Genomic DNA, 18,547 nt, shown 5'->3' with positions numbered 1-18,547 from the left:
CCCGGAGCCGTCCTGCGCCGGCGTGCGTGGATCCCGCCCGGCAGTGTGCCGAGCGGGCGGCGTGGGCCGCCCGCTCCCGCCGGTCCGCCGGACGCGTCAGCAGTACAGGTTGCCTCCCGTGGGCACGCCCAGGATCTGGGTGAAGCGCTGGTAGTTGTTCACCCGGCTCTGAACCTGCGCCGGGTTCCTGCCGTCGCACTCCAGGGAGCCGTTGATCGAGCGGATCGCGTGTCCGAAGCCGGCCTGGTTGACCATGGCGTTGTGGCCGGTCATCGTGCCGGGCCCGCTCTGGGTGTTCCAGTACCAGAGGCCGGTCTTCCAGGCGACGGCCGACTCCCGTTCGACGCGCCAGGGGTTGCCCAGCAGGTCGATGCCGAGGGCGTCACCGGCGGCCTTGTAGTTGAAGTTCCAGCTGAGTTGGATCGGGCCGCGGCCGTAGTACGCGGCCTGGCCCGCCGGGCAGCCGTAGGGCCGGCTGCGGTCGCAGTAGTGCGGGTAGTTGGCGGTGTTCTGCTCGACGATGTGCACCAGGCCGCCGGTCTCGTGCGCGACGTTCGCGAGGAAGGCCGCGGCCTCCTGCTTCCTTACGGTGTCGCTGCCGGTCTTGGCGAAGGCCGGGTACGCACTCATGGCGCTGGTCAGTCCGCTGTACGTGTAGAACGCGTTCCGGTTCGGGAACATCTGGTTGAACTGGGCCTCGCTGACGACGAATCCCGAAGGGTCCGGGTTCGGGTTGCCGCCACCGCCGCCGCAGGCACCCTGGTCGGCCCAGACCTCGGCGGAGCCGGGGGTCTCGTTCTGGGTCCACCACCTGGCCTGCCAGTTGCGGCCGCTGTGGGAGGCGGTCATGCCGCCCGTGTAGACGGACGAGGGGTTCCAGGCCGCGGCACACGCGGCAGCGGACGCGGTCGAGGGGACGAGGACGGTGAGTCCGAGCACCGCCGCGAAGGCGGCGAGCAGGATGATGATCCGACGCGACAATGTGATCGACCTTTCCCTGTAGGGGTGGGGGATACGGGGCTGAAGGCACGCGGGAGGGTTCCCGAGTCGTGTCGCCGTGGGGCGTGTTGAGCACTGAACAAGCAATGGTCTGAACCTGTCAAGGTCTAGACCAAGATGTGGCCTGAACCCCCGTGCCCTCTGACAGCGAAGTTGGACCTCACACTTCCTCGGATACGGCCTGACCTCGGCAGAGCACCGATCTGGCGACCATGTTCCGTTTGGCCTTTGGTATCCACGACCGGCACCCGCCGAGGAATGGCCCTTCAAGTCGACGACGGTGCACGCAGCAGGCGAGGACATACAGCGCCTTGCAGACGCGATTCATGCACACTGCTCACCAGCGGGACCGGAAAGCCGGAGAAGCACCGGGTTGCCACGCGAGCTGACCCAGGTCGCCTCTTTCGGATCCTGTCTAGCCCCGTCGCGCCCTTCGCAAAGTCCGGGCCCGGCCCGAGAATGGGCGCCATGGCCGACAACACGCTGTGGGTAGGCGTACTGACTGCGGTCACCGCGGTGGTGGCGAGCTGGGTGTCCAGCCAAGGTACGGCGCGTGCCGCCCGGATTCAGGCCGAGACGACGGCGGCGGTCCAACGGGCGGATCAGCGGCGCACCGCGCGACGCACCGCCTACGCAGACGTCATCGAGCAGGCGCAGAAGATGGGCGACCTGTACTGGAAGGTCAACGACGCCCACGCAGACCCGGATCCCGAGTCGCGCACGGCCACGCTCAAGGACCTGCGGCTACGGTTGCGCGACGCGTACGCGACGCTGCGCCACCTCGTACGAGTGGTGGAGTTGGAAGGGCCTCAGGAGGCCGCGGCGGCCGCCGATCGACTTCGGCGCTCCACGTCCGACAACTACCAGGCGCTGGAGGACATGATCGGGGGCGAAGCGGACGCGATCCAGCGGTTCAACGAATGCTACGCCCCTTTCTGGGAACGGGTTGTCGCCCTCGTGGCCATCGCTCGGGAGGTACTCCAAGAGGGTGCCGTCCCAGCGCCGGTTCCCGCCCCCCGGGCACGCCGGCCATGGGCCCGACATCGGCCGGGGGCAGGAGGATAAGCAGGCCCGTCACCCGCCAGTTGTGCGCGTAGGGACAGAAGTCGGACCAACTTCGTTGGCAATCGGTCCAGGTTCGATGTCAGAGGACACCCCGCCTGCCCGCCCGGCAGGCGGAACGCGGGGAGCGGCGGCCGAACCGGAGGAGTGTCCCGTCTCTGTCGATCTGGTCCCTGTCTCAAGTGATCCGGTCCGATTCGCTCGTCGTGTCAGATGACCTGGTTCGCCGCGAGCGGTGCAAAAGGCGGTGGACAAAGATCGCGCGTGCAACAGACTGGCGGCATGACCGCATCAGATGTCAAGACTGACCTTCACTTCTACTTGCAGTCCGCCCGTGATGCCCTGCTGTGGAAGCTCGAAGGGCTCTCGGAGTACGACATCCGCCGCCCGCTGACGCCGACGGGGACGAACCTCCTGGGCCTGGTGAAACACGTGGCCAGTGTGGAACTGGGCTACCTCGGCGACACCTTCGGGCGACCGTCCGGCGAGCCGCTGCCCTGGCTCGATGACGGTGCGGAGTCCAACGCGGATATGTGGGCCACCGCCGATGAGTCACGCAAGTACATCGTGGAGCTCTACCGCCGGGCGTGGGTTCACGCGGACGCGACAATCGACGCGCTGGCGCTGGACACGACTGGCAGGGTGCCGTGGTGGCCAAACGGCAGGGACGAGGTGACGTTGCATCATGCCGTGGTGCGAGTGATCGCCGATACGCACCGGCACGCCGGGCACGCCGATATCCTCCGGGAGCTCATAGACGGTGCCGTCGGCATGAACGAGGGCAACGACAGCATGCCGCCGGGCGACTCGGCGTGGTGGGAGAACCACCGAAGCCGGCTGGAGCGCGTGGCTCAGGAAGCCAGCCACGACGCGTGACCTCGAGCCAGGCCGAGTAGAACTGAACCGCCCCGGGTTCGGTAGAGAACTCAGGTTGTGGTTGTGACCTGGCGTTTCGTGAGTTCGGTGTAGTAGTTGGCTTCGTATTCGACGGGCGGGACCACATCACCTGAGATTCCCAGCATCTCAGCGTCTCAGCTGAACTGGTCGCCGCAGGCCAGGAGCCCCGACTCGGAGCCAGATCATCTAGGACGGGACGCGGGGAGCGGCGGCCGGACCGGAGGTGATCTGCCGGTCCGGGAAACGTCACGCCGGCCCCGCCGCTTCTCTGCGAGACTCGGACATATGAGCCGACGACATTGACCCCTGGCAGCAGGTCCTGGAACGGGCTGTCGCGGACCGCCGCGGCCGGTGAGCACCCGGCGTCCCCGTCCGTTCCGCAGAAGGACCACCTCCATGCCCGTCACTCCGCCCTGCCCGGACCCGCCCCCGGAGCCGTCCCCGTCCCCGGCCCCGGCCTCGTCCCCGGCCCCGCTCGATCCCGGCGTACGCCGACTGGAGCGAACGCTCTACCTGTACGCGGGACTCGAGGACTTCGTCCTGCTCTACCCCCTCTACGCACTGCTGTTCGCCGAACACGGCCTGGACACCGCGGAGATCTCGTCCCTGTTCGCCCTGTGGTCACTGACCGCTCTGCTGGTCGAGGTCCCGTCGGGCGTCTGGGCCGACGTCGTGTCGCGCCGGTTGATGACGGCCGTCGGACCGCTGCTCACGGCGGCCGGGTTCGCCCTGTGGGTGCTGATCCCCTCCTATGGCGCGTACGCCGCCGGTTTCGCGCTGTGGGGTGTCGGCGGCGGGCTGCGCTCCGGAGCCGTGGAGGCCCTGGTGCACGACGAACTCGAACGCCTCGGCGCCGCTTCCCGTTACGCCCGGGTCATGGGCCGCGCCGCCGCGGTGAGCATGGCCACGACCGCCGCGGCCACCGCCGCGGCGGCGCCCGCCTTCGCCCGGGGCGGCGAACTGCTGGTCGGGGCCGCCAGCGTCACCGCCTGTCTGCTGTGCGCCGCCGTCGGCACGGCCCTGCCCGAACACCGCGTCCCCACCGCCCTCCGTACGAAGTCAGCTAAGTCAGCTAAGTCAGCTAAGAGCGCGTCTCACGTGGCGGGTTGGGTCAGCTTCTTGTAGCAGGTCAGTGCGGCTGCGAGTCCGAGGAAGCCGAGAAAGTGCGAGCCCTTCCGCTCGTACCGGACGGTGAGGCGGCGGTAGCCGAAGAGCCAGGAGATCGACCGTTCGATCTTCCAGCGGTGCCGGCCAAGTCGCTCGCTGGACTCGATGCCCGGGCGGGCGATGCGCGGGACGATGCCGCGGCTGCGCAGCCACCTCAGGTGCTCGGTGGAGTGGTAGGCCTTGTCCGCGCGGAGCTTGCCGGGTCGGCGTCGGCGCGGCCCACGCCGCGACCGGATCGCGGGTATGCCCAGGACCAGCGGCAGCAGAGCCTGGCTGTCATGGACGTTCGCCCCGGACACACCCAGCGCCAGGGGTAATCCCTGGGCGTCGGACAGGACGTGCAGCTTGCTGCCCTTCTTGCCCCGGTCGACCGGATTGCGCCCGGTCAGCGATCCCCCCTTTTCGCGCGCACCGAGGCCGCATCCACGATCGCCGAGGTCCAGTCCACTTCACCGCGGGCACCGAGTTCGTCCAGGACCGCCCGGTGCAACCGTCTCCAGAGCCCAGCCTCGGTCCAGGCGGAGAACCGGCGGTGCGCCGTAGCGGGAGACACCTCGAATGTCTCGGGAAGATGCCGCCATGCGCACCCGCTGGTCAGCACGTACACCACAGCGGTGAACACGGCCCGCTCGTCGCACGGGGCGGTCCCACCGCCCTGCGGACGTGACGCGAAAGGCGGAAGCAACGGAGCAACCAGTGCCCAGAGTTCGTCAGGAACCAACCGCTGTGACAGACCGACACCCATGGCCAGGCATCATGCCGCATCCAACTCACGCCACGTGAGACGCGCTCTAAGTCAGCTAAGTCAGCGAAATCCTCGAAGTCCTTGGAGCAAGCCGACTCGGTGAAGTCGGCGGAATCGGCGGAATCGGCGGAATCGGTGAAGTCGGTGAAGTCGGTGAGGCGCCGGGCCGTCCGCGGCACCTACGCGGCGGCCCTGCGGGCGGGGCTCGCCGAGGTGCGTGGGAGCAGTCGCGTGCGGCGCGCGCTGCTGCTGTCCGTCGTCGTCAGCTCGGTCTGGGGCGCGCTCGACGAGTACGTGCCGCTGCTGGCCGCCGCCACCGGTGCCGCGACGGCGACGGTCCCCCTGCTGGTGCTGGTGGTCTGGGTGGGAGTGACGCTCGGGTCACTGCTGGTGGGGCTGGGCGAGCGGCTCCCCGGACCGGCTCTCGGGGCCGCCGTCGCGGCGGGCTCGGTGGCCCTCTCGGTGGGCGCGCTGAGCGGCGGTCCCGGCGGGTTCGTACTGGTGGGGGCGGGGTTCCTGGTGTTCCAGCTGGTCGACGTACTGGCCGACGCCCGTTTGCAGGAGGTGATCAAGGGCCCGAGCCGGGCCACCGTGACCTCCCTCGCGGGGCTCGGCACCGGGCTCAGCACCCTGCTGGTGTTCGGGGCGTACGCGGGGCTGTCCCTGCACGCTTCGCACGGCACCGTCTTCGCCCTGCTCGCCCTTCCGTACCTGGCCGTCGCCGTGGCGCTCGGCAGGATGCGGACGTGAGCCGGGAGAAGGGACGCGGGCAGGGGAAGCCCGTGAGCCGCGGGAGGACCTGAGCGAAGGAAGCCGTGAGCCGCGGGAGGACCTGAGCGAAGGAAGCCGTGAGCCGCGGGTGCGGGAGATTGCTGGAGCAGCGGGTGCGGGAGGTGGGCCGGGGCGCGGCGCTGGGACCGAGGCTCAGGGGGAAGCCTCGGCACAGCGGTGGAACCGGGGGCGGATCTCGGGTCACCCGCGGCGGCGGGGCAACGCATGGGTACGGGAACGGGTACCGGAACCGGAACGGGTAAGGGAACGGCCCGTGGTCGGCGAGCGCTCGGCTCACCGGCCACGGGCCGTACGGCAGCGGGCCGCCCTGCGCGGCCCTCCGGGCCTACAGGAACGAGTTGATCTCGATCGTCTCGTCCCGGCCCGGGCCGACACCGATCGCGGAGATCGGCGCCCCGGACATCTCCTCCAGTGCCCGCACATAGCCCTGAGCGTTCTTCGGCAGGTCGGCGAAGGTCTTGGCCTTGGTGATGTCCTCGGACCAGCCCGGCAGGAACTCGTAGACGGGCTTCGCGTGGTGGAAGTCGGTCTGCGAGTACGGCAGCTCCTCGACGCGCTCCCCGTCGATCTCGTACGCGACGCAGACGGGGATCTGCTCCCAGCCGGTCAGCACGTCGAGCTTGGTCAGGAAGAAGTCGGTCAGGCCGTTGACGCGGGTGGCGTAGCGGGCGATGACCGCGTCGAACCAGCCGCAGCGGCGGTCGCGGCCGGTGGTGACACCGCGCTCGCCGCCGATACGGCGCAGCGCCTCGCCGTCCTCGTCGAACAGCTCCGTCGGGAACGGGCCCGCGCCGACCCGGGTCGTGTAGGCCTTGAGGATGCCGATGACCCGGCTGATCTTCGTCGGGCCGACGCCCGCGCCGGTGCAGGCGCCACCGGCCGTCGGGTTCGAGGAGGTGACGAAGGGGTACGTGCCGTGGTCCACGTCCAGGAGGGTGCCCTGGCCGCCCTCGAAGAGGACGACCCTGCCCTCGTCCAGGGCGTTGTTCAGGACCAGCGTGGTGTCCGCGACGTACGGCCGGATCTGGTCGCCGTAGCCGAGCAGCTCCTCGACGACGCGGCCGGACTCGATGGCACGGCGGTTGAAGACCTTGGCCAGGAGCTGGTTCTTCTGCTCCAGCGCCGCCTCGACCTTCTGCGTCAGGATCGACTCGTCGTACAGGTCCTGGACCCGGATGCCGACACGGTTGATCTTATCGGCGTAGGTCGGGCCGATACCGCGGCCGGTGGTGCCGATCTTGCGCTTGCCGAGGAAGCGCTCCGTCACCTTGTCGAGCGTGACATTGTACGAGGTGATCAGATGGGCGTTTCCGCTGATCAGAAGCTTGGACGTGTCGACTCCGCGGTCGTTCAGCCCGCTCAGCTCGGAGAGCAGGACCGCCGGGTCGACGACGACGCCGTTGCCGATGACCGGGGTGCATCCCGGCGAGAGGATTCCGGAAGGGAGGAGGTGGAGCGCATACTTCTGGTCACCGACCACCACGGTGTGGCCGGCGTTGTTGCCACCCTGGTAACGCACCACGTAGTCCACGGATCCACCGAGGAGGTCGGTGGCCTTTCCCTTGCCTTCGTCACCCCACTGAGCACCGAGCAGCACAAGTGCGGGCACAGGCGTACACCCCTTCCGGGCGGGGCATGTCCATGGTCGGGGGCCTGAGCCGCCAACCGGTGTGCCCCGGAATAGACGAAGCCCCTGGCGCAATAGCGCAAGGGGCTCTTGCACAAAGATGCTACCCGAGGAAGGACCGAGGTGTCGGCTCCCGACCAGCTCCTGGTGGTCATCGACCCGGTCGCCCGCCGTTTCGACGGTGAGTCCGTGCGTATCGCGAAAGATGTGCTGTGTGCCGGGTCGGCGGCGAAGATCTGCCTGCCAGACGGACCCAAGGAGTTTTCCCGTGCCCTCGCCCGCAGGGGTTCCCGGCGGCCCGTGGTGATCGGTGACGACCGGACGCTGCTGCGCGCCGTGGGCCTGCTGCACCAGGCTCGGGAGCTCGCCGACGAGGCCCTGTCGCTGGTCCCGGTCGGGGCCGGCGGTTCGTTGGAGACGGCCCGCTCGCTGGGCGTGCCGACCGGTGCGGTGGCCGCCGCCCGCGCGGTCCTCGACGGGGCCGCGCACCGGCTGGACCTGCTGGCCGACGACAGCGACGGAGTGGTGCTGGCCGATCTGCGCATCCCGGCCGGTGCGGCCACCGCGGCCGCCGACGGGTCGGCGGAGCAGGCCGGCTCGGTGTGGCGTGCCTGCCGCTCGCTGATCCGCACCCTGGTCCGTCCCGTTCCGCAGGGACCGCCGGGCGCACGGCACCGGCTGCGGGTGGAGGCGGACGGGCTGCTGCTGAGCGATCTGGACGATCCGGTCGAGGACGTACGCGTCCGGGCGGCCGACGGCGCGGCGGAGGTGACCGTGAGCCGCGGATCCGGCTCGGGCACCGTGCGGACGACGGCCAAGGTGGTCACCGTCTCCGGTGCCGACTTCCGCTACCGCGCCGACGCGCTCGTCGCCGGACCGGTCCGGAACCGGACCTGGACCCTTCGCCCCGGAGCGTGGTCGCTGACGTTGCCGGGACCGCGGACCGCGGGCGAGTGAGCGCGGACCGGAAGGAACGAACCGCCGGAGAGCGAACGCGGACCGGAAGGAACGAACCGCCGGAGAGCGAACGCGAACCGGAAGGAACGAACCACCGGAGAGCGAACACCAACCGGGAGAAACGAACCACCGGAGAGCGAACACCAACCGGGAGAAACGAACCACCGGAGAGCGAACACCAACCGGAAGGAACGAACCACCGGAGAGCGAACACCAACCGGAAGGAACGAACCGCCGTACGCCGCGCGCGGCTCCGGAGGCACCCGTGTCAGGACGGGCCGAACAACCGCGCGCGGTGCTCCCGCCAGCGCTCCATGATCGCGCCGAGTTCCGCCTGGAGGAAGTCGAAGAACGCGGCGTTCTCCGCCAGCCGGCGACCCGCCGGGGTGTCGGCCCCGAGGCCCGCCACTCCCTCTCGCAGCGAGTCCGACCAGCGCTTCAGCAGCGCGTCGCGGCTGGTGAACGCCTCGTACCACTGGTTGCTGTGGACCCGGTAACGCTCGCGCCGGGAGCCGGGCTCGCGCTCGCGCGACACCAGGTGCTGCTGCGACAGATAGCGCACCGCCCCGGACACCGCAGCGGGGCTGACCTGCAACTGCTCGCCGAGTTCGGCGGAGGTCATCGCGCCCGAGTCGGAGGCCATCAGCGCGGCGAAGACCCTGGCGGGCATGCGTGTCATTCCGGCCTCGACGAGCTGGGCCGCGAAGCGTTCCACGAAACGCGAGACGGCCTCCGCGCGCCCGGCGCCCTCGGTCATCGGCATCATTGCCGGATCATCTCCCCTGCTCAGCAACCCGGATCCGAGTTTATACGCTTCCTTAACTTCACAAATTTCTGAACGAAGCGTACGTTCTGAACATGACGAAGGCCATCAGTGCCGCCGGACTGCACAAGTCGTTCGGCCGGGCACACGCACTGGACGGCCTCGACCTCGCGGTCGAGGCCGGCGAGGTCCACGGCTTCCTCGGGCCCAACGGCGCCGGGAAGTCCACCACCATCCGCATCCTGCTGGGACTGCTGCGCGCCGACTCCGGCGCCGCCCGGCTGCTGGGCATGGACCCGTGGCAGGACGCCGTCGAACTGCACCGGCGGACCGCATACGTCCCCGGTGACGTGACGCTCTGGCGCAACCTCTCCGGCGGTGAGGTCATCGACCTCTACGGCCGGCTGCGCGGCGGACTCGACAAGGCGCGCCGGAACCGGCTGACCGAGCGGTTCGAACTCGACCCCACCAAGAAGGGGCGCACGTACTCCAAGGGCAACCGGCAGAAGGTGGCCCTGGTCGCAGCCTTCGCCTCCGACGCCGACGTGCTGATCCTCGACGAGCCGACGAGCGGGCTCGACCCGCTGATGGAGGAGGTCTTCCGGAACTGCGTCACCGAGGAGCGCGACCGCGGCAGGACGGTCCTGCTCTCCAGCCATGTGCTCAGCGAGGTGGAGGCGCTGTGCGACCGGGTCAGCATCATCCGCAGGGGCCGGACGGTGGAGAGCGGCTCGCTCGCCGACCTGCGCCATCTCACCCGCACCAGCGTCAGCGCCGATCTGGCGGGCGCGCCCGACGGGCTCGCGCGGCTGCCCGGTGTCCACGACCTCGACGTCCAGGGCCCGGCGACCGCCTCCGGTGGCGCCGGGTGCCGGGTCCGCTTCCAGGTCGACACGGACAAGCTGGACGCGGCGCTGCGCTCACTCACCGAGGCGGGTGTGCGATCGCTGACCAGCACGCCGCCCACGCTGGAGGAACTGTTCCTGCGGCACTACGAGGACGGTGTACCCGGCGGCACGGGACCCGGCGGCCGCGTCCGGCACGGCGACCGCGACGGACACGACGGGTATGACGGACGCGACGACGGCAACGGCGACGGCGACGAGGGAGACGGCCACGACGGCGGACGTAACGGACGCGACGACGGCAACGGCGACGACGGCGGACGTAACGGACGCGACGACCGTGCGGAAGGGGCGGTGACGCGATGACCGCCGTCGCCGGAACCCGCACGGCGTACGCGGCGGGCGGCGCCCGCCGCCCGCTCGCCGGCACCGGCACCCTGCTCCGGCTGGCACTGCGCCGGGACCGGATCATGCTGCCCGGGTGGGTGCTGGTGATCACCGGAATGGTGGTCAGCGGCACCGGCTCGTTGGGGACGCTGTACGACACGCCGGGGGAGAGGATCCGGTTCGCCGAGTCGATGGCCGCGAACGGCTCGCTGCGCAGCCTCTACGGACCGGTGTTCGGCGACAGCACCGGCGCGCTGGTCGCCTGGCGGTTCGGAACGCTCGCGGCCGTACTGGCCGCGGTGATGAGCCTGGTCGTCGTGGTGCGGCACACCCGCGAGGAGGAGGAGACCGGCCGTCAGGAAATGCTCTCCTCCGCCATGGTGGGCCGGCGCGCGCCCCTGACGGCCGCACTGCTCACCGCCGGCCTCGCCAACACGGCGATCACCCTGCTGATCACGGCCGGGCTGTCCGGCCAGGGCACGGCCGGGGCGCTCGCCCTCGGCCTGGCGGTCGGCGGCACCGGCATGCTGTTCGCCACCGCGGCGGCGGTCGTCGCCCAGCTCACCGAGAGCGCCCGGCTCGCCAAGGGAGCGACGGCGGCCGTGCTCGGCCTCGCGTTCGTCCTGCGGGCCGCCGGCGACGCGGGTACCGCGGGCGACCCGGCCCGCGGCGGCCTCGGCGGCGAAGCTTCGCTGCTGACCTGGCTGTCCCCGGTGGGCTGGGCCGAGTACGTCCGGGCCTACGCCGGCGAACGCTGGTGGGTGCTGCTGCTGACGCTCGGCGCGGCGTGCGCGCAGGGCGCCGCCGCGTACGCGCTGGCCGGGCGCAGGGACGTCGGCATGGGCTTCCTGGCCACCCGGCCGGGCCCCGCAGAGGGCCGGATCGCGACCGCGTCCGGGCTCGCATGGCGGCTCCAGCGCGCTGGTCTGTTCGGCTGGGCGGCCGGCTTCCTGCTCGCCGGGACGGTCTTCGGCGGCATGGCCGACGGCGCGGCGGACCTGGTCGGCGACAACGAGCGGACCAGGGAGATCTTCGAGCGGATGGGCGGGCAGGCGGGGCTCACCGACGCCTTCCTCGCCGCCATGGTCGGCATGTTCGGGCTCGTCGCCACCCTGTACGCGGTCGGGTCCGTACTGCGCATGCACGGCGAGGAGACCTCCCAGCGCGCCGAACCGGTCCTCGCGAACGCGGTCGGCAGGACAGCCTGGGCCGCCGGACATCTGGCCGTCGCCTTCGGTGGTGCCGTACTGATCATGCTGCTCGCCGGGGCGGGTCTGGCGCTCGGCCACGGCGGGGACCTGCCCGCGATCACGGGCGCCGCGCTGGTCCAGGTCCCCGCCGTGTGGACGCTCGCAGGGGTGGCGCTGCTGCTGTACGGCGCGGCACCCGGGGCCGCGACGGCCGGCTGGGCCGTGGCGGGCCTGTGCCTCGCACTCGGCTGGATCGGCCCGGCGCTCGACCTGCCCCAGGCCGCCCTGAACCTCTCGCCGTTCGGCCATCTGCCGAAGCTCCCGGGACCGCCGATGGACTGGCCGCCGGTGCTGGTCCTCACGGCGCTGGCGGCGGCCCTGACGGCCGCGGGCCTGGCCGCCTTCCGGCGTCGCGACCTGCGGATCTGACGGGCTCCGCCCGCGGGACGGGACGCCTCCGCGCCCCCGTCCCGCCCGTCCCGCCCGTCCGGAGAGCCGGAGGCACCCCCGGGACGACGACACCGGCAGCGCGACGACAGGCGAAGGCGGGGCGGCGGCACAGAGACCGTCCCCTCACCGTGCTCCCGGAACGCGCGCAACCATCAGACCCACCGCACCCCAATCATCAGACCCACCGCAACCACCGCAACCACCGCAACCACCGCAACCACCGCAACCACAGGAAACGCTCCCGCGTCCTTGGTGGTCATGAGGAAGGACACAAGGGGCTACGCGGGCTGCCTCCTCGCGGCCGGGGGCGCGGCCACCGCGCTGCTCGCCTGGGCACCGCTGGCCACCATCAGCATCGACGGCGGCATCGGGCAGCGGCACCGTGACCTGAGCGTGCTCTACGTCGACCTCCCCCTGGTCGCCCTGGGCGGAGCGCTGCTACCGCTCGCCGTCTGGGCCGCCGGACTGCGGTGGCTGCACCGCCCCTGGCTCGCCGCGGTGGCCGCCGTGGCCGGGCTCGCCCTCGGTGTCTGGGGCCTGACCAGCTGGTGGACGCCCTATATGCAGCCGGAGTTCGTCTACTGAGACCGCCCGCACGGGGACGCCTCACACCTCCACGCGCAGCTCCCGCAGCCCTCTGATCACATACCCCGGCTTCCACTCCGGCTCTGCGGCAAGCCGCATCGCCGGCGCCTGACGCAGCAGTTCGCCGAAGGAAGCGGCGAGTTCGACCCGGGCCAGCGGGGCACCGAGGCAGTAGTGCACACCGGCGCCGAAGGTGATGTGCGGGTTGTCGGCACGGCCGAGATCCAGTTCCGCCGGGCCCTCGAAGCGGGCCGGGTCCCGGTTGGCCGAGCCGAAGAGCAGCGCCAGCTCGGAGCCGCGCGGAACGACCGTGTCACCGATCTCGATGTCGTCGAGCACCCAGCGCTCGAACATCTGGAGCGGGGTGTCGTACCGCATCAGCTCCTCCACCGCCGTGGACAGCAGCGAGTGGTCGGCCCGCAGCCTCGCCAGCTCGGCCGGGTGGCGGAACAGCGTCCACCAGCCGTTCGCGGTGGTGTTGACGGTCGCCTCGTGTCCCGCGTTCAGCAGCAGCACGCAGGTTGACACCATCTCCTGCTCGCTCAGCCTCTCCCCCTCGTCGTGCGCCGAGATCAGCGCCGAGACCAGGTCCCCGCCCGGCCGGGCGCGGCGCTCGGCGATCAGCTCCCGCAGATAGGCGGAGAACTCCACCGAGGCCCGGACCGCCCTCGCCGCGGTGTCCTCGGACGGGTTCAGCTCGAACATTCCGCAGATGTCCGCCGACCAGGGCCGCAGCAGACCGCGGTCGGACTCCGGTATCCCGAGCATCTCGGCGATGACCGCGACCGGCAGCGGCTCGGCGACCTCGGCGAGCAGATCGCCACCGCCGTTCTTCACCAGCCCGCGCACCAGTTCGTCGGCCAGCCGGCGCACGGTCGGCTCCAGCGACTGCACGGTCCGCGGAGTGAACGCCTTGGTCACGAGCCGCCGGATCCGTGTGTGGTCCGGCGCCTCGAGGTCGAGCAGCCCGTTGTCGTTCAGCGTGTGGAAGGGCTCGTGCCCGGGCGGCGGGGGTGTGCGCCCGAACTCCTCGTGCGTGAACCGGTGCAGATACGTGCGGCCGAGACGGCGGTCCCGCAGCAGGGCGGACACATCGGAGTAGTGGGGCACGAGCCACTGCCGTGTCGGCTCGAACCAGTGCACCCGCCCCCGGTCGCGGAGTTCCGCGTACGCGGGGTACGGGTCCGCGGTGAAGGCGGGCGACCAGGGAGCGAACACGGGAGCAGCCATACGTGGACGCTAGCCGCCCGCGGCGCGGTTCGGGAGAGGCCCCGGGGTGGTTCGATAAGAGGAGTCACCCAGCGCACCATGGCCAACACATAACGTCACCCGCCCTTCGTGTCACGCACCACGCGACCGCCCCGCACCATGTCACCCGTCCTTCGCATCACGCACCACGTCACCATCCGTCGCGCCCCGGCCCCGCACCACGTCACCCGCCCTTCGCGCCCCGGCCCCGCACCAGGTCACCCGCCCTTCGTGTCACGCACCACGTCACCATCCGTCGCACCCCGGCCCCGCACCACGTCACCCGCCCTTCGCGCCCCGGCCCCGCACCACGTCACCGCCCCGCGCCCGGCGAACCGGCACCGCCCCGCACCACGTACCGGAGGCACCGATCCTGTCCACGCCACTCGCGGAGGCACTGTCCGCCTTCCTGCTCCTCCTGGTGCTCTTCTGCGCGATCGTCAGACCGTTCGGCGTGCCGGAGGCCACCGCGGCCGTGCCCGCCGCCGCGCTGCTGATCGCCACCGGCGCGATCTCCACGGCACACGCGGCCGAGGAGGTCGCACGGCTCGGCCCGGTGATCGGCTTCCTGGCCGCGGTGCTGGTACTGGCCCGGCTCTGCGCCGACGAGGGGCTGTTCCGCGCCTGCGGTGCCTGGATGGCGCAGCGGTCGGAAGGGCGGCCCAAGCGGCTGCTCGCCTCCGTCTTCGGGCTCGCCTCGGTGATCACCGCGGTGCTCAGTCTGGACGCCACGATCGTGCTGCTCACCCCGGTCGTCTTCGCGACCGCCGCCCGAATGGGCGTCAGACCGAAGCCGCACGTCTACGCCTGCACCCATCTGTCGAACTCCGCCTCGCTGCTGCTGCCCGTGTCCAACTTGACCAACCTGCTCGCGTTCTCGGCCAGCGGGCTGAGCTTCACCCGGTTCGCCGGGCTGATGGCCCTGCCGTGGCTGGTCGCGATCGCCGTCGAGTACGTCGTCCTCCGCCGGTTCTTCGCCGCCGACCTCAGCATCGGCGCCGGCGCCGGAACGGGCACGTCCGGCGAGACCGTCGCGCTGCCGGTGTTCGCGCCGGCCACCCTGGGCTGCACACTGGCCGGGTTCGTCGTCACCAGCGCGCTGGGCATCGAACCGGCCTGGGCGGCCGCCGCGGGAGCACTCGTTCTCGGCGTCCGCGCGGGCATCCGCCGGCGCACCACCGTGCGCGGCCTCGTCGGGGCCGCCTCCCTGCCGTTCCTGGCGTTCGTCCTCGGGCTCGGCATCGTGGTCCGGGCGGTCGTCGACAACGGCCTCGCGAGTCTCCTCGGGCGGCTCGTCCCGTCCGGCACCTCGCTGTCCGCACTGCTGGCGCTGGCGGCCCTGGCCGCGCTGCTCGCCAACCTGATCAACAACCTGCCCGCGGTGCTGGTGCTGCTCCCCCTGGCCGTCCCCGCCGGCCCCGGCGCGGTGCTGGCCGTCCTGCTGGGCGTGAACATCGGTCCCAACCTGACCTATGCCGGCTCGCTGGCCACGCTGCTGTGGCGCCGGATCGTGCACCAGCACGAACACGAAGTGGACCTGGCGGAGTTCACCCGACTCGGTCTGCTCACCGTGCCGGCCGCCCTCGTGCTGTCGGTCGTGGCACTGTGGGCGTCACTGCTCGTGCTCCAAGGTTCGGGAGGCTGATTCCCATGCCCGTGATCGCCTGGATCGTCGAGGGCACCTGGCCCGCGTGCGTCGACGCGGCACGCGACCGTACGGCCGAGGGCGAGGAGGTCATGCTGCTGCACGTCGGCGAACCGGTCTCGGCGGGCGTCGCCCGCGGAGCGTTCGCCGGCCTGCTGGGGCGGGGGCGCCGGGAGGACGACCCGGGGGACCGGGTGGAGGACCTGGGCGCCGACTCGGCCGCACGGCTGCTCGCCCTGGCGGCCGAGCGGTTCGGACGGCCGTGCACCCGCGTTGAACGCTCCGGCCGGGCGGAGCGGGAGGTCGTCGCCGCGGCCGAGGGCGCCGAGCTGCTCGTCGTCGCCAGGGACGGGGACCGCGCGCACCTCGGGCCGCGCAGTCTGGGCCCGGCCGCGCGGTTCGTCGTGGACCACGCCCCCTGCCCCGTGCTGCTCGTATGGCCGGAGCCGGCGCCGGATCTCGCCGGCATGCCGCCGGAACCGCCACCGCGTCCACCGGGAACGCCCGGACCGCCACCGCACCCGCCGGGACCACCGAAGCCGGGCCCTCCGGCACACAAGCCCGGACCGCCGCCGCCACCGGACGCACCGCCGCGCCCGACCGCGCCGCCACCGCGACCACCCGAGCAGCCACCGCACCCTCCGAAGCCGCCACCCCACCGGCCGCACTGAACCGACGCACCGAACCGCACCGCACCGCACCGCACCGCACCGACGCACTCAACCACCGCGCCGAACCGACGCGCCGGAACCGGCGGCGGTCTCCCGGCTGCGCCTCCCGCAAGCGCCCGGCAGACCCTCGCGGGCCGTCCGCAGACCTCCGCAGGCCGTCCGCGGGTCGTCCGCAGACCTCCGCAGCCCCTCCGCGGGCCATCCGGCGGCCACGCCGACCGGCAGCGGAGACCTCAGCCCGGCGTGACGAGCCTCGCCTCGTAGGCGAACACCGCCGCCTGCGTCCGGTCCCGCAGCCCCAGCTTCACCAGGATCCGGCTGACATGTGTCTTGATCGTGGACTCGGCGACGACGAGCTGTGCGGCGATCTCCGCGTTCGACAGACCCTGGGCGATCAGGACCAGGACCTCCGTCTCACGCTCCGTCAGATCACCGACCCGGGCCAGCACGGGCGTCCTGGGCGCCACAGAGATCCGGGAGAACTCCGTGATCAGCCTGCGGGTGACGGACGGTGCGAGCAGGGCCTCGCCGGCCGCCACCACCCGCACTCCGTCCGCGAGGCGGCTGGCGGAGGCGTCCTTCAGCAGGAAGCCCGAGGCACCGGCGCGCAGCGCCTGGTACACGTACTCGTCCAGGTCGAAGGTCGTCAGCACCAGCACCTTCGCCTCGCTGTCGGCGGCGACGATCTCGCGGGTGGCCTCGATGCCGTTGAGTTCGGGCATGCGGATGTCCATGAGGACCACGTCGGGCCCCAGCACGTCGACCTGTGCGACCGCCTCGCGGCCGTCGACCGCCTCGCCGACCACCTCGATTCCGGGCATGGCGTTCAGCAGGACGGAGAAACCCTCGCGGACCATCGCCTGGTCGTCCGCGACGAGGACGCGGATGGTCATGCGGTCTCGTCCTTCGCGACGGGGAGGAACACGGCGACCTCGTAGCCGCCGTCCTCCGTCGGGCCGGTCGCCATCTCGCCGTTGAGCATGGAGACGCGTTCCCGCATGCCCGTGAGGCCGTGACCGGAGCCGGTGGCCCCGGCCGGTTCCAGCGGCTCCGCCGGGCGGGGCCCTCGCCCGGCGGAGCCGACCGGGTGGGCGGGCTTCCGCAGGCCCCGGGCCGGACCGTTGAAGATACGGACGCCGAGTCCGCCGAGGACGTACGCCACCTCGACCTTCGCGGACGCGCCCGGCGCGTGGCGCAGCGCGTTGCTCAGGGCCTCCTGGGTGATGCGGTACGCCGAGAGTTCGACGCCCGGGGGCAACTGCCGGACCGCTCCGGTGGTCGTGAGACCGACGTCGAGGCCGGCGGCACGGAGGTTCCCGAGCAGCCCGCCGAGATCGGCGAGGGTCGGCTGGGGAGCGTCGGGGGCCTCGTAGTCCTCCGCCCGTACGACACCGAGCACACGGCGCAGTTCGGTGAGCGCGGCCACGGCGTTCTCCCTGATGGTCGCGAACGCCTGCGCAAGCTCGGGCGGCGGGTCCTGCACCCGGTAGGGCGCGGCCTCCGCCTGGATGGCGACGACCGACATGTGGTGGGCGACGACGTCGTGCAACTCGCGGGCGATCGTGGTGCGCTCCTCCAGCAGGGTGCGCCGGTCGCGCTCGACGGCGGTGACGCTCTGCTGGGCGGCGACCTCGCGTTCCGCGTCCCGGCGCACCTGCGCCAGCGCCACCACGAGCAGCACGAAGGCGGAGACGAACATCAGCACCGTGCTTCCCTCGGGGTACCCGACACCGAGGACGGTGCCCGCGAACAGTCCGTGCACCCCCGTCAGCATCCACATCCAGAAGGCGGCCCGCGGCCGGGTCCGCGCCGCGACGGCGGTGAGGACCGCGAGATGGGCGGCGACGGTGGCCGGTGTCCACGGCCCGTCGCCCCAGACGCTGCCGAGGGCCGCGAGGAAGGGCGCCGAGACGAGCGAGGCCCAGAAGGCGAGCACCGGTCGCACCAGGGTCATCAGCACCGTGGCCGCGGGCACCGCCGCGAAGACGAGGGTGACGGGGCCGAAAGCCCCGGAGTGGGTGGAGGCGCCGATGAGCAGCGCCAGCAGGGCGCCGCCCGCGACGACCGCGTGCGGGGTCCAGACCGCGTACCGGCGGATACGCGCGGGCAGCCGCCGGACCACCGGTCCGCCACCGGCCAGCGGGGCCAGCGGCCGGTATGCGAAGGCGTCGTCGAAGAGGTCCCGGCGCAGACCCGCGAGCACGCCCATGGCCAGGCGGAACTCGGGACTGCGGCTGTCGGCTCGGCTGCGCGGTATGCGCTGGGTGGCCGGGAAGCTGGGCGTGGTCGCGGCGGTCGGCGTGGTCGGGAAGCTGGGCGTGGTCGCGGCGGTCGGCGTGGTCGGGAAGCTCGGCGTGGTCGCGGCGGTCGGCGTGTGGGTCACGTCGGCAAAGGTACGGGTGGGCGCGGACGCGGTCGTCCCCTGTGATGCGGATTCTTCCGCGTCCGTCCCAGGTACTACCCGGATCCTCCGGGGCCGGCAGGTAGTACCCGAGCACCGCCCGTCCTCCCGGAGCT

At 71.7% G+C, this 18,547-nt stretch carries 16 protein-coding genes and 1 pseudogene; 10 read left to right on the top strand and 7 right to left on the bottom strand.

Translation table 11 applies throughout. From position 1 onward, the window contains the following. Positions 1-96 precede the first annotated feature (96 nt). On the bottom strand, positions 97-981 hold the full coding sequence (locus DDQ41_RS17175) for a glycoside hydrolase family 19 protein (protein WP_109295285.1): 885 nt from the start codon (positions 979-981) through the stop codon (positions 97-99). A 486-nt stretch (positions 982-1,467) separates the two neighbouring features. On the opposite strand from DDQ41_RS17175, the gene DDQ41_RS17170 reads away from it, so the two are divergent. The 3 genes and pseudogenes from DDQ41_RS17170 to DDQ41_RS17160 form a co-directional block, all read left to right on the top strand. Then, the gene (locus tag DDQ41_RS17170) at positions 1,468-2,064 is read left to right on the top strand and encodes a hypothetical protein (protein ID WP_174720295.1); all 597 of its coding nucleotides are present in this window, start codon (positions 1,468-1,470) and stop codon (positions 2,062-2,064) included. Positions 2,065-2,343: 279 nt separating this feature from the next. After that, entirely contained in the window at positions 2,344-2,937 is a 594-nt protein-coding gene (locus tag DDQ41_RS17165; protein ID WP_109297782.1) for a DinB family protein, read from the top strand. Between the two features lie 417 nt (positions 2,938-3,354). Then, a pseudogene (locus DDQ41_RS17160) lies at positions 3,355-4,005 on the top strand (MFS transporter); the annotation flags it as partial. Positions 4,006-4,052: 47 nt separating this feature from the next. On the opposite strand, the gene DDQ41_RS17155 reads toward DDQ41_RS17160, so the two are convergent. Beyond that, positions 4,053-4,858, bottom strand: a protein-coding gene (locus tag DDQ41_RS17155; protein WP_217364463.1) for an IS5 family transposase whose coding sequence is annotated in 2 segments (ribosomal slippage) — positions 4,053-4,528 and positions 4,528-4,858 — 807 coding nt in all. Because the reading frame shifts where the segments join, the coding sequence is not laid out codon by codon here. 93 nt (positions 4,859-4,951) lie between these two features. On the opposite strand from DDQ41_RS17155, the gene DDQ41_RS17150 reads away from it, so the two are divergent. Beyond that, on the top strand, positions 4,952-5,620 hold the full coding sequence (locus tag DDQ41_RS17150; protein ID WP_262508484.1) for a transporter: 669 nt from the start codon (positions 4,952-4,954) through the stop codon (positions 5,618-5,620). A gap of 367 nt (positions 5,621-5,987) precedes the next feature. Here the strand turns inward: DDQ41_RS17150 and DDQ41_RS17140 are convergent, their stop codons facing one another. After that, complete coding sequence (locus DDQ41_RS17140) at positions 5,988-7,271, bottom strand: adenylosuccinate synthase (RefSeq protein WP_109295282.1); 1,284 nt, start codon at positions 7,269-7,271, stop codon at positions 5,988-5,990. Positions 7,272-7,412: 141 nt separating this feature from the next. Between DDQ41_RS17140 and DDQ41_RS17135 the strand changes: the two genes are divergently transcribed. Further along, positions 7,413-8,246, top strand: a complete 834-nt coding sequence (locus DDQ41_RS17135) for a diacylglycerol kinase family protein (RefSeq protein ID WP_109295281.1) — start codon at positions 7,413-7,415, stop codon at positions 8,244-8,246. 268 nt (positions 8,247-8,514) lie between these two features. On the opposite strand, the gene DDQ41_RS17130 is transcribed toward DDQ41_RS17135, so the two are convergent. Continuing rightward, the gene (locus DDQ41_RS17130; RefSeq protein ID WP_109297781.1) at positions 8,515-9,003 is read right to left on the bottom strand and encodes a GbsR/MarR family transcriptional regulator; all 489 of its coding nucleotides are present in this window, start codon (positions 9,001-9,003) and stop codon (positions 8,515-8,517) included. Positions 9,004-9,104: 101 nt separating this feature from the next. Here DDQ41_RS17130 and DDQ41_RS17125 point away from each other — a divergent pair, with 101 nt between their 5' ends. From DDQ41_RS17125 to DDQ41_RS17115, 3 genes are all read left to right on the top strand, one after another. Further along, on the top strand, positions 9,105-10,220 hold the full coding sequence (locus DDQ41_RS17125; protein ID WP_109295280.1) for an ABC transporter ATP-binding protein: 1,116 nt from the start codon (positions 9,105-9,107) through the stop codon (positions 10,218-10,220). Next, positions 10,217-11,860 (top strand): ABC transporter permease, encoded by a 1,644-nt coding sequence (locus DDQ41_RS17120; RefSeq protein WP_109295279.1) that lies wholly within the window; start codon positions 10,217-10,219, stop codon positions 11,858-11,860. Before DDQ41_RS17125 ends, DDQ41_RS17120 begins: the two co-directional genes overlap by 4 nt. Before the next feature lie 279 nt (positions 11,861-12,139). Then, positions 12,140-12,466 (top strand): hypothetical protein, encoded by a 327-nt coding sequence (locus DDQ41_RS17115; RefSeq protein WP_109295278.1) that lies wholly within the window; start codon positions 12,140-12,142, stop codon positions 12,464-12,466. A 21-nt stretch (positions 12,467-12,487) separates the two neighbouring features. Here the strand turns inward: DDQ41_RS17115 and DDQ41_RS17110 are convergent, their stop codons facing one another. After that, positions 12,488-13,696 (bottom strand): cytochrome P450, encoded by a 1,209-nt coding sequence (locus DDQ41_RS17110; protein WP_167450263.1) that lies wholly within the window; start codon positions 13,694-13,696, stop codon positions 12,488-12,490. Between the two features lie 391 nt (positions 13,697-14,087). Here DDQ41_RS17110 and DDQ41_RS17105 point away from each other — a divergent pair, with 391 nt between their 5' ends. Both DDQ41_RS17105 and DDQ41_RS17100 read left to right on the top strand, forming a co-directional pair. Continuing rightward, positions 14,088-15,359: an SLC13 family permease gene (locus DDQ41_RS17105; RefSeq protein WP_109295276.1), complete on the top strand. Its 1,272-nt coding sequence runs from the start codon at positions 14,088-14,090 to the stop codon at positions 15,357-15,359. A gap of 5 nt (positions 15,360-15,364) precedes the next feature. Continuing rightward, positions 15,365-16,030 (top strand): universal stress protein, encoded by a 666-nt coding sequence (locus tag DDQ41_RS17100; protein WP_109295275.1) that lies wholly within the window; start codon positions 15,365-15,367, stop codon positions 16,028-16,030. Between the two features lie 233 nt (positions 16,031-16,263). On the opposite strand, the gene DDQ41_RS17095 is transcribed toward DDQ41_RS17100, so the two are convergent. Both DDQ41_RS17095 and DDQ41_RS17090 read right to left on the bottom strand, forming a co-directional pair. Next, positions 16,264-16,923 (bottom strand): response regulator, encoded by a 660-nt coding sequence (locus DDQ41_RS17095; RefSeq protein WP_109295274.1) that lies wholly within the window; start codon positions 16,921-16,923, stop codon positions 16,264-16,266. After that, a complete protein-coding gene (locus DDQ41_RS17090) occupies positions 16,920-18,239 on the bottom strand; it encodes a sensor histidine kinase (RefSeq protein ID WP_109297780.1) in 1,320 nt (439 codons plus the stop codon). The genes DDQ41_RS17095 and DDQ41_RS17090 overlap by 4 nt, the downstream gene beginning before the upstream one ends. Positions 18,240-18,547 lie beyond the last annotated feature (308 nt).

The organism is Streptomyces spongiicola, assembly GCF_003122365.1.
GTDB lineage: Bacteria > Actinomycetota > Actinomycetes > Streptomycetales > Streptomycetaceae > Streptomyces > Streptomyces spongiicola.
Note: the sequence above shows the minus strand (reverse complement) of the source record. Positions and strands in the feature narration are given on the sequence as shown.